This window comes from Subtercola boreus, assembly GCF_003399645.1.
GTDB lineage: Bacteria > Actinomycetota > Actinomycetes > Actinomycetales > Microbacteriaceae > Subtercola > Subtercola boreus_A.
Map to the genome: position 1 here is coordinate 93,284 of NZ_NBXD01000030.1, position 15,222 is coordinate 108,505.

Sequence of the window (15,222 nt, forward strand, 5' to 3'; positions counted from 1 at the left end):
GGGACCAGGAGGTGTCGTACCAGGAGGTGGGGTCAGGTGGCGGGGGTGCAGCCGGGGGGCTCGGAGTTGCCGCTGATGGTGAAGTCCTGGCAGGTGAGGAAGCGGGATTGGTTGGCACCGAGCAGGAACGATGCCACGGCGATGACGAAGACGGTGAGCAGCACCAGCAGTTTGCCGCGGGCGGGGATGGACTCGCCGATCTCGGGCCAGATGACCTTGGCGAGGGCCCAGATCATGAAAGGGATGCCCACCACAACCGCGAGCGCCGCAATCAGGGCGACGACAACGGCTGCAAGATCGTCATCGCTGTCGGGCAGGATGAGCTCGATGAGCAGCACGACCGTCGGAACGAGGAGGGTGAGGGAGGTCCAGCCGAGACGCTTGCGCGCACCGGGGAGCAGGGCTGCAACGAGGAACGCAGCCGTCGCCGCAGCCCACACCGTCAGCAGGTCGTCGAAGAAGATCTCGCCCCAGGCTCCCAGGGTGAACGCGGGCCACCACACGGCAAGACTCATACCCACGGCGATGACGCCCACCTGCTGGAACGGCAGCGGCGCGCGCGGCAGGGGCTCGGCGGCGGGAGGCTCGGCGTCGGACACGCCGCCACGGTACCATCGCGCAGCGGCAGGGGCGCGGAGACTCGGGCCCGGACGGCGCACGGCGCGCTTCCCGTAGAATCGAGGGGCGAAAACCCGCGCCCCCAGAAGGAGCTCCTCCGCGTGTCTGACACCGCCGAAACCGCCGCCGCATCCGCCGCTTCCGCCGCACCAGGCGCAACCGGCGCACCCGACGCGCACGCCGAGTCCGCAGTGGCCCGCCCCGCCGTCGACAGCGTCGCCGTGGCCACCGCGACACCCGAGAAGGAGCAACCGTATGCCGCGCTGGGGCTGAAGCCCGATGAGTACGCGCGCATCCGCGAGATTCTGGGGCGGCGCCCCACGAGCGGCGAGCTCGCCATGTACTCGGTGATGTGGAGCGAGCACTGCTCGTACAAGTCGAGCAAGATCTACCTGCGACAGTTCGGTTCGAAGACGACCGAGAAGATGCGCAAGAACCTCATGGTGGGCATCGGCGAGAACGCGGGCGTCGTGGATGTCGGTGAGGGCTGGGCGGTCACCTTCAAGGTCGAGTCGCACAACCACCCGAGCTACATCGAGCCGTTCCAGGGCGCAGCAACCGGTGTCGGCGGCATCGTGCGCGACATCATCTCGATGGGGGCACGGCCGGTCGCGGTGATGGATCAGCTGCGTTTCGGCGACATCGACAACGCCGACACCGCGCGTGTCGTGCACGGCGTCGTCGGCGGCATCAGTTTCTATGCGAACTGCCTCGGCCTGCCCAACATCGGCGGCGAGACGTACTTCGACAGCGTGTACCAGGGCAATCCGCTCGTGAACGCGCTGGCGGTGGGCGTGCTGCGGCACGAAGACATTCATCTGGCGAATGCGTCGGGCGCGGGCAACAAGGTCGTGCTGTTCGGGGCTCGCACCGGCGGCGACGGCATCGGCGGGGCATCCATTCTGGCAAGCGACACGTTCGACGCCAAGGGTCCGACCAAACGCCCGGCCGTGCAGGTCGGCGACCCTTTCGCCGAGAAGGTTCTCATCGAGTGCTGCCTCGAGCTGTTCCGCGAGAAGCTGGTGGAGGGCATCCAGGACCTGGGCGCCGCCGGCATCTCGTGCGCGACCAGCGAGCTCGCGAGCAACGGCGACGGCGGCATGTACATCGAGCTCGACAGAGTGCTGCTGCGCGACCCCTCGCTGAACGCCGAAGAGATCCTGATGAGCGAGAGCCAGGAGCGCATGATGGCTGTCGTTCAGCCCTCCAAGCTCGAGGCCTTCCTTGCCGTCGTGGCGAAATGGGATGTCGAGACCAGCGTTCTCGGCGAGGTGACCGACACGGGGCGGCTCATCATCGACTGGCGCGGCGAACAGATCGTGAACGTCGAGCCGCGCACGGTCGCGGTCGACGGGCCGGTGTACGACCGCCCGGTGGAATACCCGGCGTGGATCGACCGACTGCACGAAGACAATGCGCTGACACTCCCCCGGGCATCCGACCCCGAGGAGCTCAGACGCCAGGTTCTCGCCCTGCTCGGTAGCGCCAACCTCGCGAGTAAGAGCTGGATCACCGACCAGTACGACCGCTATGTCATGGGCAACACGGCGCTCTCGTTCCCCGATGACGGCGGAATGATCCGCGTCGACGAGGAGTCCGGGCTCGGTTTCGCGATCGCCACCGACGCGAATGGGCGCTACTGCCAGCTCGACCCGTACTTCGGAGCGCAGCTCGCCCTGGCCGAGGCGTACCGCAACGTCGCTGTCACAGGCGCGGTTCCCGTCGCGGTCACCGACTGCCTCAATTTCGGCAGCCCGGAGAACCCCGAGGTCATGTGGCAGTTCTCCCAGGCCGTCGCAGGGCTGTCGGATGCCTGCCTCGAGCTCGAGATTCCCGTCACGGGCGGCAATGTGTCGTTCTACAACCAGACCGGCAGCGCTCCGATCCATCCGACGCCCGTCGTGGGTGTGCTCGGCGTGATCGACGATGTCGCACGCCGGGTTCCGAGCGGATGGCAGGACGAAGGCAACAACATCTACCTGCTCGGCATCACGCGCGAGGAGTTGGACGGGTCGGCGTGGGCCGGCACCGTGCACGACCACCTCGGCGGACGTCCGCCGGTCGTCGACCTCGCGGGTGAGGCGACGCTCGCCGGGCTGCTTCACGCCGGCGCCATGCAGAGTCTGCTCGCGTCGGCGCACGACCTCTCCGACGGCGGGCTCGCCGAGGCCCTGGCCGAGGCGGTACTGCGCTTCGGCGTCGGTGCGCGCGTCTGGCTCGACGAGATGATGCTGCGCGACGGCGTCGACATCACGACGGCCCTCTTCAGCGAGTCGACCGGGCGAGTGATCGTCTCGGTTCCGCGCGAAGACGACGTGAAGTTCATGGGCCTCTGCGAGGGCCGCGACTACCCTGTGCTGCGCATCGGTGTCACCGACCGCGGTGCGGAGGGAGCGGATGCCGCCCTCGACATCCAGGGCCAGTTCAGGATCGGGCTCGCGGAGCTGCACCAGGCGCACCGGGGCACCCTCCCCGCACGCTTCGGAACGGCGCCCGCCTGAGCCCTCAGGCCCGGGGGACGGTGATGGAGCCGGTGTCGCTCGCAATCTTCTCGTGATGGTGAATGACCTCGGCCACGATGAAGTTGAGGAACTTCTCGGCGAACTCGGGGTCGAGGTGCGCCTCTTCAGCGAGGCCGCGCAGTCGCTTGATCTGCCGCGACTCACGCTCGAGGTCGGCGGGCGGTAGCCCGTGTCGCGCCTTCATGCGCCCGACCTGCTGCGTGAACTTGAAGCGCTCGGCGAGCAGGTGTATCAGCGCAGCGTCGACGTTGTCGATGGACTCCCGGATGCTCTCGAGCTGCCGCAGCGCCCAGGCTGTCTCTTCGGAGCTGGGGATCGAATGGCCGGGTTCGTTCTCTTGCATACGTGAACTCTATTTCGTCCCGGCCTGATCGGCACGCGCGGCGAGAGCGGTACGCGCCCCCAGCAGGCGCAGGCGCTTCTGTGTGAGCAGGATACCCAGCAGCACCAGTGCCGCACCGAGCGGGGCGTTCCAGCCGAACCGTTCACCGAGCACCAGCACCCCGAGAATCACCCCGATCACGGGCGTGATGTACGTCACCGTCGATGCCGAGGTCGGGCCCCAGGATCGCAGCACGTTGATGTTCCAGACGTAGACCAGGCCGGTTCCGAGGGCGCCGAGCGCGAGCAGGCTGGCGGCGATCGGCAGCGTCAGGGTGAACGCCGAGACGGCGACCACCGGGGTCAGCAGCAGGATGACCACCGCACCCATGCCGATCTGCAGGAACGCGAACGGCACTCCTGCGATGGCCCGGCCGCTGAGGAAGCGGCGCGTGTACGCAAAGGTGAAGCCGTAGCAGATCGAGGCGAGCAGGCAGGCGAGTTGGCCGACGAGGTTGCCGGTCAGAGCGGCGTACGACCACGGGCTGATGATGACGACCGTTCCGGCCACACCCAGCGCGATGCCGAGGAACTGGTTGCCGTTCAGCCGCTCGACCCGAAAAGCGACCGTCGACATGATGGCGGTCATGATGGGCGTGACCGAGTTGTAGATGCTCGCGAGGCCCGACGAGACATATTGCTCTGCCCAGGCGAAGCACAGGAAGGGAACTACACAGCCCACGGTTCCGAGAACGAGAAAATGCAGATAGACACGAGGCTCCCGCGGCAACCGGTGTCGGCCGACGAGCGTGATCAGGCCGAGGGTGAGGGCCCCGAGAACAAGCCTCGACCAGGCCACCTCGCCGTAGCCGACGCCCGTCAGGGCAACCTTCATGAAGAGGAAGCTGGCGCCCCACACAAGCCCCATCCCGATGAACTGGGCGAGCACACGCCAGTCTTTCGAGTGCGTAGCGGGGAGGGTTGCCCGCAGGAACTTTTTGGTCACCCAGAGACCCTAGCGCCAACAGGAGCCGGCACCCCGGGGGTAACACGAACAAGGCACCGGCCCCTGAAGAATCAGCATCGATATCCTGCCACGTGGCAGGAACCAGGCTCGTTTACCTACTCGACGACAGAGATCGTCACATCGATGTTGCCGCGGGTCGCGTTCGAGTAGGGGCAGACCGTGTGGGCGGCGTCTGCGGCCTCCTGGGCCTGCTCCCTCGACGCCTTCGGAATGTAGACGTCGAGTTCGACGGCGAGGCCGAAGCCGCCCTCGCCGTTGCTGCCGATGCTGACGCTGGCCGAGACCTCGGCGTCAGTCGTGTCGACGCCCAGCCTCTTGCCGACGACATGCAGCGCGCTCAGGAAGCACGCCGAGTAGCCGGCCGCGAAAAGCTGTTCGGGGTTCGTGCCGTCGCCGGTTCCGCCCATCTCTGTGGGAGGGCGCGTGTCGAGGTCGAGGCGGTCGTCTTCGCTGCGCACGTGGCCGTCGCGGCCACCGCCAGACGCGTGGGCAATTGCGGTGTAGATAGCTTCCATTCCACAAGTCCACCACAGTTTGCGATGGCGCGTGGGGCCCTACGATGGTCAGATGGGCAACGTAGCCAACTTCCATGAGGCCGCCTCCGCATTCGTCGAGCTGGTCGCGAAGATCGCGCCTGACCAGTGGGAGTTGCCCGGGCTTGGCGAATGGACGGTGCGATCCCTGGTCGGCCATACGACACGCGCGATCCTCACGGTGGAGACCTACCTCGGCCACGATGACGCCGAGCGCATCGGACTGCCGACCGCCGAAGACTACTACGCGCTCATCTACCATGACTTCTCCGATCCGGCCGCGGTCGCACAGCGGGGTGTCGACGCCGGCGTCTGGCTCGGCGACGACCCGGTGCAGCAGGTTCAGGATGCTCTGCAGCGCGCCAGCCGCTCGATCGACGCCGCACCCTCCGGCCGTGTGGTCTCGGTCGGGGGGCACGGAATCGAGCTCTCGCAGTACCTCCGCACGCGGAGTTTCGAACTTGTGGTGCACTCCATCGACATCGGCCGCGCCATCTCGAAACCGCACGGGCAACCCGTGGGCTGCATCACCGACGCCACGTCTCTCGCCGCCCGCATCGGTGCACGGGCGGGGTCGGGCGAGGAGATCCTGCTGGCGCTCACCGGCCGCGCGCCGCTCCCGCCCGGCTTCACGGTGGTCTGAGTCGCTTCTTCAGAACCTCCGCGACACTCCGCGGTGCGCGTCAAGCCCTGTCGCAGCATCCGCCCCTCGCGTAGACCGGAACCATGAAAGCACTCACTTTTCAAGGAACCCAGAAGGTCTCGGTCGAAACCGTGCCCGACCCCCGCATCGAGCTGCCGACGGATGTGGTGGTCAAGATCACCTCGACCGCGATCTGCGGCTCCGACCTCCATCTGTACGACGTGATGGGCGCGTTCATCAACAAGGGCGACATTCTCGGGCACGAACCGATGGGCATCGTGGTCGAGGTCGGCAGCGCGATCACGAAGCTCTCGGTGGGCGATCGGGTGGTCATCCCCTTCGTCATCGCGTGCGGACACTGTTACATGTGCATCCGCGGCCTCAGCAGCCAGTGCGAGACGACGCAGAACCGACAGTCGGGCAGCGGTGCCTCGCTCTACGGCTACACCGAGTTGTACGGCGACGTTCCCGGAGGCCAGGCCGAGTACCTGCGCGTACAGCTGGCCGATGACAATGCGGTGAAGGTCGGCGCCGACCTGCCCGACGAGCGCTACCTCTTTCTCAGCGACATCCTGCCGACCGCCTGGCAGGGCGTGAAGTACGCCGACGTGCCCGAGGGCGGAACCCTCGGCATGCTGGGCCTCGGCCCGGTCGGCCAGTTCGCCAGCCGTATCGGAAAGCAGCTCGGCTACCGCGTGCTCGCGATCGATCCCGTGCCGGAGCGCCGGGCGATGGCCGAGCGGCACGGCGTCGAGACACTCGACCTCACCGATGACGCCCTCGAGAAGCTGCGCGACCTCACCGAGGGCCGCGGGCCCGACTCGATGCTCGACGCGGTCGGCATGGAGGCGCACGGCAACCCGGGTGCGGCTTTCGCCCAGAAGGCCGCCGGGTTGCTCCCCGATGCGATTGCCAGGAAGGTCATGACGACGGCCGGCGTCGACCGCCTCGCGGCCCTGCACCTCGCCCTCGACGCCGTGCGGCGCGGCGGTACCGTGTCGCTGAGCGGCGTCTACGCCGGTGTCTCCGACCCGATGCCGATGAAGGACATGTTCGACAAGGGAATCACTCTGCGCATGGGCCAGTGCAACGTGCAGAGGTGGGTGGGCGAGCTGCTGCCCATCGTCGAAGACCCCGCCGACCCGCTGGGCACCGAAGACCTGACGACGCACGCTGTGCCGCTCGACCGTGCCCCCGAGATGTACGAGACGTTCAAGAACAAGGAAGACGGCTGCATCAAGGTCGTGCTGAAACCGTAACGCGAGGGCAGCAGGCGGGGCCCGGGGCTACTTCTTGTCGAGCGCCTCGGGCTTGTGTACGGCCTCACCGCCGGACTTGCTGCTCTTCACAAGGTACTGGGGCTCGTCTTTCGACGCCTTCACATCGCGCTTCGCCGCGTGCGTTTCAGACGTGATCTTCTTCTCGACCGTGCCCTCGGCTTCGCCGCCGTGGGACTTCCAGGTCACTTCATCGCCCTTTTTCAGTTCATCAGCCATGCTCCGACGCTACGCGTTCGGCTCCGGATGACCGTGGGCTTGTTCGACGCGCGCGACAGCCGTAGGCTGCCCCCGCGCGAACGGACACATTTTCGTGCCACCTCCGGCCTCTTCGGCGCGGATGCCCCGAATCGTGTCCATTCGACCGGCGGAGACCTCCACGGTTGCGCCAGCGACCCGCCGGACGGCAACCGAGCGGCTACTGCCCGAGCAGGTCGTGCCGCACGACGATGGCCTCACGGCCCGGGCCGACGCCGATCGCCGAGATGCGCGATCCGCTCATCGCCTCGACGGCGAGCACGTAGCGCTGCGCCGCCTGTGGCAGGTCGTCGAAGGTACGGACGCCGGTGATGTCTTCGCTCCAGCCCTCGAACTCTTCGTAGATGGGCACGGCGTGGTGGAAGTCGCTCTGCGACACGGGCACCTCGTCGACGCGAACGCCGTCGACCTCGTACGCGACACAGACCGGGATCGTCGAGAGCCCGGTCAGCACATCCAGTTTCGTGAGAACGAAGTCGGTGACGCCGTTGATACGCGCCGAGTAGCGCGCGATGGGTGCGTCGTACCAGCCGCAGCGGCGCGGGCGGCCCGTGGTGGTGCCGAACTCGAACCCGTTGGCGCGCAGGAACTCGCCCGACTCGTCGAACAGCTCGGTCGGAAAAGGACCGGCGCCGACGCGCGTCGTGTAGGCCTTCACGATTCCGATGACCCGCTCGATGCGGTTCGGGGCGACGCCCGAACCGGTCGCTGCGCCTCCGGATGTCGCGTTCGAGGAGGTGACGAAGGGATAGGTGCCGTGGTCGACGTCGAGCATCGTGGCCTGGCCGCCCTCGAAGAGCACGGTCTTGCCGGCGTCGAGCGCCTGGTTGAGCACGAGAGAGGTGTCGACGACCATCGGTCGCAGGCGCTCGGCAAAGGAGAGCAGGTTCTCGACGATCTCGTCGATGTCGATCGCCCGGCGGTTGTAGACCTTCACGAGCAGGTGGTTCTTCTGGTCGAGCGCGCCCTCGACCTTCTGGCGAAGGATGTTCTCGTCGAAGATGTCCTGCATGCGGATGCCGAGACGGTTGATCTTGTCGGCGTAGGCCGGCCCGATGCCGCGCCCCGTCGTGCCGATCTGGCGTTTGCCGAGAAAGCGCTCGGTGACCTTGTCGAGCGTGCGGTGGTACGCCGTGATGACGTGGGCGTTCGCGCTGATCAGCAGGCGCGAGACATCCACCCCGCGCGAGATGAGCGCCTCGAGTTCGTGGAAGAGCACCTCGATGTCGACGACGACGCCATTCGTGATGACGGGTGTCACGTTCGGTGTCAGGATGCCCGACGGAAGAAGGTGCAGGGCGTACTTCTGGTCGCCGACGACCACGGTGTGCCCGGCATTGTTACCACCATTGAACTTGACCACGTAGTCGACTCGAGTACCGAGGAGGTCGGTGGCCTTACCTTTGCCTTCGTCGCCCCACTGGGCGCCGATCAGAACGATTGCTGGCACGGTCAGAGCCTTTCAGATGGTGCGGCGGACGACGCGGGCGTCGCAGGATCGGCGGCATACTGCTCGTTCTCGATGGCCTCGGCCGCCGTTGCATCGGCGCCGTTCAGGAACTCGGTCAGCCTCACGACCTCGTCGTTCTCGCCGATGGCCCCGGCTGCGCGCCTCAGCGCGTAAAGAGAGCGGAGCACTCCGCGGTTGGGTTCGTGCGACCACGGTACAGGGCCCTGCCCGCGCCAGCCGCCCTTGCGCAGCGCATCGAGGCCACGGTGGTAGCCCACCCGGGCATAGGCGTAGGAGGGGAGGATCTGCCCCGCCTCGAAGGCCCGGTCGGAGAGCAGGGCCCAGACGAGCGAGGACGTCGGGTGCCGACGCACCAGCGCCTCGAGTTCGGCGCTCTGCGGGGCGTCACCCGTGGGGTTGGCCGAGAGCGACTCACCCACTTCGTCGGAGCTCAACAGGGTCGGGGGCACACCTAGGAGGTTTTCACCGGTCACACTCGATCCTATCGCGGGCGCTCCGGCCCGCCCATTCGCCGATCAGCGACAACTCGGCTGCACAGAAACCCCGCCTGTCACGCCCGAGTCACGACAGCGTCACGAGTGCTCGTGCACACTACCTCCACTGAGGGGCATCTGGCCCCCCATTGAGGGGTAATCGACGCACCAAGAGGGGCACGTTCGTGAAGACGATCGCAGCACAGCCGACAGCATCACCACGCCACAGAAAGACCAGAACGGCAGGGTCGCACAGCCTCTCGCGACTCGCCTCCGTACGCTCGATCGGACTGTTCGCAACAGTCACGATGTTCGTCGCATTCGTCGCCCTGACCCTGGGCACCGTCGGAGCGTATCCCACCACGGCGGCCGCAGCCGAACCGGTGGCACTCAGCCTCTGCAACGGAACTGACAACGTCGGCGGCCAGGGTGTGACCTGCGACGTCATCGTGACGAACACCCTCAACCTCCAGACGGGCACGGAGTCATCCGTCACGAAGGTGACCGAGTGCCACGGAGCCGCCAATGCAGCCCTCACTTGCGTCACCACCACCACGCCGGCCGGCTCTCTCGTCACGTCGGTCGACCAGTGCAACGGATCGGGCAACGGCGGAGGCGGGGCGGTCGCCTGCACGGTCTCCCTCGTGAACACGATCATCGGAACCTCCACCTCGACACCCGCCACGATCAACCAGTGCAACGAATCGGGCCAGGGCGGTGGCGCAGAACCCACTGTCGCCTGCACCCCGTTGGGGAGTACCACCAATGCCACGATCTCCCAGTGCAATGGATCGGGTAACGGCGGAGGCGCCACCATCCGCGTGCAGTGCACCGTTCCGACGTCGACCCAGAGCTCAGCCATTCCCGTCGTGATCGCACAGTGCAACGGCTCCGGCAACGGCGGCGGCGCCACCGTCATCTGCACCAGCACGACGACCACGATCATCCAGCCGGGAACAGCTTCGCCGACCGCAACACCCGTCCCCACCGCCACACCGACAGCGACGCCCACCGCAACGCCCACCGCGACACCGACGCCGACCGCCACACCGACGCCGACCGCAACACCCACCCCCACCGCAACACCGACGCCGACCGCCACACCGACGCCGACCGCAACACCCACCCCCACCGCAACACCGACACCCACCGCAACACCGACACCCACGGCCACCCCCACCGCAACACCGACACCCACCGCAACACCCACCCCCACCGCCACACCGACACCCACCGCCACACCGACCCCGACCGCAACGCCGACACCGACGGCAACCGCGATCCCCGTCCCGATCCCCACCTCCACCCCCACCGCAACACCCACACCCACCGCAACCACGACCCCGACCCCCAGTGCCGCCGCCCCGACGCCCGCACCGAGCGCCTCAGCGACACACGCACCCGTCGTGTCGAACCGGTCATCGGGCACCTCCGCCAGCACCGGAACGAAGACCGGCACCACCGAGCTGGCTGAGACCGGAGCACAACTCGCGCCCGCCTTCGGTGTCGGCCTCGGTGCCCTGCTCGCCGGCATGATCGCCGTTCTGGCAATCTCTATCACAAAGCGGAAGAAGTTGTCAGCCCTCCCGCCCAAAAAGTAGACGATGTTTACTGGTTGAGTACCCCCTTCTTGGGGGTGCTCAACCTGCCAGGCTCGGCAGGGCGGGGAGGTCTCGCGCGATGTCGCACATCAGGCTGCTGGGCGGATTCTCCCTCACCGAACCCGTATACGCCCCAACGAGCTTCGGATCGCGGCGCCTGCTCGCCTACCTCGCTCTGAAACCGACCGCGATCACCCGTGCCAGCATCGCCGGCACCCTCTGGCCCGAGGCCAACGACCATCGGGCAGGCCTCAGCCTGCGCTCGACGCTCACCCGCATGGATCCGGCTCACCGGTTGCTGCTCGACATCGGCCCGACGACCCTCGGTCTCTCGCGCGACGTCGAGGTCGACCTGCACTCTTCCCATCGTCTGGCCGTGCGCCTCCTGCCCATCGATCTGACTCCGTCGCTGTCCGACATCTCGATCTCCGCCGTCGCTGCACTGTCTGAGGAGCTCCTGCCCGACTGGTACGACGAATGGGTCGTCGCTGCCGCCGAAGACTGGCGAGCCCTTCGCATGAACGGCCTCGAAGTTCAGACCCGCGAACTCCTCAAGCGCCGCCGTCTTCCCGAGGCCGGAGTTGCCGCACGAGCAGCCATCGCCGTCGAACCATTGAGGGAGAGCGCACAGGCCGCCCTCATCCGCGTGCACCTGGCGGAGGGCAACCCCTCAGAAGCGCTGCGCGTCTACCGCCGCTACTCGGTGCTTCTCGACGGTGCCCTCGGGCTCGCACCGACAATCGCGCTCGCCGCACTGATCCGCGACCACGACACCTCAGATTCATGAAATAACTTGCACAGCCGTGTGCAAGTTATTATCGTTGGGGTGTGACATCTCCCACCTCGACACCTCCCCCAGATCGCACCCAGGGCGATCGCACCCAGGGCGGTCGCACCCCCCGACGTGATGCGACCGAGAACCGCGTCGCGATCCTCGACTCGGCGCGACTGCTGCTGAACCGCGATCCCGATACCTCGCTCGACGCCATCGCCAGCGGCGCCGGCCTCTCACGCCGCGCCCTGTACGGTCACTTCGCCACCCGGGACGAGCTCATCGCCGAGCTGCTCGCCTCGGGCAGTGCACGAATCACGGATGCCCTCTCCTACTTCGATCCGGCCGACTCCCGGGTCGCCATCGCTCTGATCGGCGCCCGGCTGTGGTCTGAGGTCGAGAACGTGCGCGTCATGGCGCAGGTCGCCATCCGCGGACCGCAGCGACACCTCGTCGCCCGCACCCTCTCCCCTGTTCGGCACCGACTGCTGAGCGTCGTGACCACCGGTGTCGCCGCGGGCGAGCTGCGGCAGGACATCGCGCCTGCCACGCTGGCCCCGCTCATCGAGGGGGCCGCCCTCTCGGTGCTCGACGAGGCGGTGCGTTCGAACCTCTCGAACGCCGAAGGACACCGCCTGGTCATGCTGGCGGGGCTCGCCACGGCGGGTCTGTCGTGGCGAGAGGCAGCCGCGTTGATCGAGGAGCACGCCGAACTTCGGTTCGCTGAGGAGAAGACAGCGTGAAGATCATCCTGAACCACGTCGTGAAGGGTGAGAACGGCGAGAACCTGCCCGAGACATCCTGTTCGTTCGAATCGGGCGGAGTGACGGTCGTGGCGGTCGAGACCGCCCAGCGGCCGACCGTACTGTCGCTGTTGGCAACCGGCCGCATGGCACCCGACGAAGGCACCGTCACGATCGACGGCTCGGACGATGCCGCCCGCCTGCGCGCGGTGACCGCCATCGTCGACGCCCCCGATGTGAGCGAGCCGGTGGGCGACCTGCGCCTTCGTGCGATCGTGCAGGAGGAGCTCATGTTCGCGGGTCGCCCCTCGAACCGCAACGCGACCGCCGCCGCGCTCGACGAACTCGGCGTGACCGAGTACGCGGGCTGGGAGGTGCAGAACATGCCGACCGTCGTACGACTGCGGATGCTCGCCGAGCTGGCAGCATTGCGCCCCGGCATCGAGGCGCTGGTTCTGACCGCACCCGACCGGCGCGGCAGCGACCCGCTCGAGTGGTGGGATGTCGCAGCCGACCTCGCGCGGCGGGGACTGGCTGTGCTCGTGATCGCCAGCCCCGCCTCCGCCGCCCTGCTCGCCGAGGTGGGCGCGCGTTTCGAGGCCGACCGCCTCGCCGAGGTCGAACGCCGCGAGGCCGACCTCCTCGCCCACCTGCTCGCCGAGAACTCCATCCCCGAACCATCACCGAAAGACCCCTCGTGAAGATCCTCACGCTTGTACAGACCGAGTTCCGCAGGCTGACCGCAACCGGCCTCGCCCGCCTCGCGCTCGTCGCTCTCATGCTCGTGCCCGTCATCTACGCCGGCCTCTACCTCTGGGCCAACAGCGACCCGTACGCACAGCTCAAGAACATCCCGGTCGCGCTCGTCGTCGAAGACACCGGCGCGACCCTCGATGGCACGGCCGTCGACTACGGCACGCAGGTGCACGATCAGTTGATGAAGGACAACAGCGTCAAGTGGATCGACGCGACCGCCGATGAGGCGGCATCCGGTGTGAAGAACGGCGAGTACGACTTCGTGCTGACCCTCGGGCCCGACTTCTCGACCCTGCTCACCTCGGCCGGCACCGCCACACCCGAGCAGGCGGTCGTGCAGCTCACCACGAACGACACGAACAGCTTTCTCGCCTCGTCGATCGCCGCGACCGTCGCCGAGAAGGTGCGGCTGAGCATCTCGGAGCAGGTCGGCGAGGCTGCCGCACTGCAGTTCCTGAACGGATTCGCGACCATCCACGACAATCTCGCGACCGGCATCGACGGGGCGAACCAGCTCGTCGACGGCACCGCCCAGGCCCAGACGGGTGCAGCGTCGCTCGCCGACGGGGCCTCGACGCTCGACGCGGGTGCACAGACACTCTCCGAGGGCGCCGCCAGCGCAGCGAGCGGGGCCGCCACCCTGTCGAGCGGGGCCGCGGATGCCGCGACCGGCGCAGCCACGCTGGCCGACGGCGCTTCGCGACTGTCGAGTGGAGCATCCACCCTGTCCACGGGCGCGAACCAGGCCAGCACCGGGGCCGGTCAGCTTGCCGACGGGCTCGGCACCCTCAGCGACAGCGTGGCGGGCCTGCCCGCCGCCACCGCGACCCTCAACGGCGGGGCGCAGAAGGTCGCTGCCGGCAATGCCTCGCTGGCCACGGCGTCGGGCACGGTCGCCGAGGCGACCCAGGATGCTGCGGACCGGGTTCCCGTCGTACGAGCCCAGATCGTCACCCAGTTGCATGCCGCGCACCTCACCGAGGCGCAGATCGCCGACGTTCTCGCCCAGCTCGACACCGTGGGGACGGCGATCGACGACGGCAACGACGCCGCGAAGGGCCTGGACACCCAGATCTCGACGTTGGCCGATGGCGCGGCCCAGGTCGCGGCGGGCACGCAGCAGCTCGCGGATTCGGCACCCACCCTCGCCGCAGGTGCCGCGTCGGCGGCCTCGAAGTCGACCGAACTGGCCGCGGGCAGCGCCCAGGTGGCAGATGGCGCATCCACCCTCGCCGCCTCGGCCTCCGAGCTCTCCGACGGGGCAGGTTCGCTGCAGGCGGGCACGGCCGAGGTCGCCGACGGGGCCGCCTCGCTCGCCTCGGGCACCCAGCAGGTGGCCGACGGCGCATCCACTCTCGCCAGCGGAACGGGGCAGCTTGCGAGTGGGGCTTCGACGCTCTCGACGGGCGCCGGCCAGCTGCACTCCGGCGCGGTCACGCTGCGCGACGGTCTCGCGTCGGGCGCCGACCAGATTCCGAACTACAGTCCCGATGAGCGGCAGACGGCGGCTGCCACCATCGCGACGCCGGCCCGCGTCGACACCGACACCGTGACCAAGGCGTCGACCTACGGGGCAGGTATGGCGCCGTTCTTCATCAGCCTGGCTGCGTGGATCGGCATCTACGCGCTGTTCCTCATCATCAAGCCGCTGTCACGCCGTGCACTCACGGCGATCAGGGCACCGCTTCGCGTGACCGCCGCGGGCTGGCTCGCTCCGGCGCTGCTCGGCGCCCTCCAGATGGCCGCGGTGTACTTCGTGGTCACAGTTCCGCTCGGCTTCAGCGTGGCGAATCCCGCGCTGATGCTGCTGTTCATGGTGTTCACATCGATCACCTTCGTGGCGATCATCGGGGCGCTGAACATCTGGCTGGGGAGCGTGGGCCAGTTCCTCGGGCTCGTACTCATGGTGCTGCAACTCGTGACCGCCGGCGGCACCTTCCCGTGGCAGACGCTGCCCGGGCCGCTCGCCGCGCTGCACCACGTGCTGCCGATGAGCTATGCGGTGGACGGCATTCGGCAGCTGATGTACGGCGGCGACCTGTCACTCGCACTGAACGATGTGGGAGTGCTCGCCCTCTGGCTGGTGGGCGCCATCGCGTTCTCGATGTTCCTCGCCTCGAAGAAGACCGCCCAGCGCACCCTGCGCGACCTCCGCCCGTCGCTCATCGGCTGAGGATGCCTCGTCGAATACCGCCCCGGCCGGTCGA

At 67.8% G+C, this 15,222-nt stretch carries 15 protein-coding genes; 8 read left to right on the plus strand and 7 right to left on the minus strand.

The annotated features are described in order from the left end of the window. Positions 1-32 precede the first annotated feature (32 nt). Positions 33-599, minus strand: a complete 567-nt coding sequence (locus B7R24_RS15075; protein ID WP_253259487.1) for a hypothetical protein — start codon at positions 597-599, stop codon at positions 33-35. A gap of 210 nt (positions 600-809) precedes the next feature. Here B7R24_RS15075 and purL point away from each other — a divergent pair, with 210 nt between their 5' ends. Beyond that, positions 810-3,119 (plus strand): phosphoribosylformylglycinamidine synthase subunit PurL, encoded by a 2,310-nt coding sequence (gene purL / locus B7R24_RS15080; protein WP_116420006.1) that lies wholly within the window; start codon positions 810-812, stop codon positions 3,117-3,119. 4 nt (positions 3,120-3,123) lie between these two features. Here purL and B7R24_RS15085 read toward each other — a convergent pair whose 3' ends face one another. From B7R24_RS15085 to B7R24_RS15095, 3 genes are all read right to left on the minus strand, one after another. Continuing rightward, the gene (locus B7R24_RS15085) at positions 3,124-3,483 is read right to left on the minus strand and encodes a chorismate mutase (RefSeq protein ID WP_116419785.1); all 360 of its coding nucleotides are present in this window, start codon (positions 3,481-3,483) and stop codon (positions 3,124-3,126) included. Between the two features lie 9 nt (positions 3,484-3,492). Then, the gene (locus B7R24_RS15090; protein WP_253259488.1) at positions 3,493-4,467 is read right to left on the minus strand and encodes a DMT family transporter; all 975 of its coding nucleotides are present in this window, start codon (positions 4,465-4,467) and stop codon (positions 3,493-3,495) included. A gap of 116 nt (positions 4,468-4,583) precedes the next feature. Beyond that, entirely contained in the window at positions 4,584-5,003 is a 420-nt protein-coding gene (locus B7R24_RS15095) for an organic hydroperoxide resistance protein (protein WP_116419786.1), read from the minus strand. 52 nt (positions 5,004-5,055) lie between these two features. Here B7R24_RS15095 and B7R24_RS15100 point away from each other — a divergent pair, with 52 nt between their 5' ends. Together B7R24_RS15100 and B7R24_RS15105 are read left to right on the plus strand one after the other, a co-directional pair. Continuing rightward, positions 5,056-5,664 (plus strand): maleylpyruvate isomerase family mycothiol-dependent enzyme, encoded by a 609-nt coding sequence (locus B7R24_RS15100; RefSeq protein WP_116419787.1) that lies wholly within the window; start codon positions 5,056-5,058, stop codon positions 5,662-5,664. Between the two features lie 83 nt (positions 5,665-5,747). Next, complete coding sequence (locus tag B7R24_RS15105) at positions 5,748-6,923, plus strand: alcohol dehydrogenase catalytic domain-containing protein (protein WP_116419788.1); 1,176 nt, start codon at positions 5,748-5,750, stop codon at positions 6,921-6,923. Between the two features lie 27 nt (positions 6,924-6,950). Here B7R24_RS15105 and B7R24_RS15110 read toward each other — a convergent pair whose 3' ends face one another. The 3 genes from B7R24_RS15110 to B7R24_RS15120 form a co-directional block, all read right to left on the minus strand. Next, positions 6,951-7,160, minus strand: coding sequence for a DUF2945 domain-containing protein (locus tag B7R24_RS15110; RefSeq protein WP_116419789.1), 210 nt, complete (start codon positions 7,158-7,160; stop codon positions 6,951-6,953). Between the two features lie 199 nt (positions 7,161-7,359). Further along, positions 7,360-8,649 carry an adenylosuccinate synthase gene (locus tag B7R24_RS15115; RefSeq protein WP_116419790.1) on the minus strand — a complete coding sequence of 430 codons (1,290 nt, stop codon included), beginning with the start codon at positions 8,647-8,649 and terminating at the stop codon, positions 7,360-7,362. 2 nt (positions 8,650-8,651) lie between these two features. Beyond that, the gene (locus B7R24_RS15120; protein ID WP_116419791.1) at positions 8,652-9,143 is read right to left on the minus strand and encodes a DUF3151 domain-containing protein; all 492 of its coding nucleotides are present in this window, start codon (positions 9,141-9,143) and stop codon (positions 8,652-8,654) included. A gap of 185 nt (positions 9,144-9,328) precedes the next feature. Between B7R24_RS15120 and B7R24_RS17870 the strand changes: the two genes are divergently transcribed. From B7R24_RS17870 to B7R24_RS15145, 5 genes are all read left to right on the plus strand, one after another. Beyond that, the gene (locus tag B7R24_RS17870) at positions 9,329-10,744 is read left to right on the plus strand and encodes a hypothetical protein (RefSeq protein WP_216363722.1); all 1,416 of its coding nucleotides are present in this window, start codon (positions 9,329-9,331) and stop codon (positions 10,742-10,744) included. 79 nt (positions 10,745-10,823) lie between these two features. Continuing rightward, on the plus strand, positions 10,824-11,531 hold the full coding sequence (locus tag B7R24_RS15130; RefSeq protein WP_116419792.1) for an AfsR/SARP family transcriptional regulator: 708 nt from the start codon (positions 10,824-10,826) through the stop codon (positions 11,529-11,531). 41 nt (positions 11,532-11,572) lie between these two features. Further along, positions 11,573-12,259, plus strand: a complete 687-nt coding sequence (locus B7R24_RS15135; RefSeq protein ID WP_116419793.1) for a TetR/AcrR family transcriptional regulator — start codon at positions 11,573-11,575, stop codon at positions 12,257-12,259. Then, positions 12,256-12,960: a hypothetical protein gene (locus B7R24_RS15140; protein WP_116419794.1), complete on the plus strand. Its 705-nt coding sequence runs from the start codon at positions 12,256-12,258 to the stop codon at positions 12,958-12,960. Before B7R24_RS15135 ends, B7R24_RS15140 begins: the two co-directional genes overlap by 4 nt. Beyond that, positions 12,957-15,188, plus strand: a complete 2,232-nt coding sequence (locus B7R24_RS15145; protein ID WP_116419795.1) for a YhgE/Pip domain-containing protein — start codon at positions 12,957-12,959, stop codon at positions 15,186-15,188. Before B7R24_RS15140 ends, B7R24_RS15145 begins: the two co-directional genes overlap by 4 nt. The last annotated feature ends 34 nt before the right edge of the window (positions 15,189-15,222 follow it).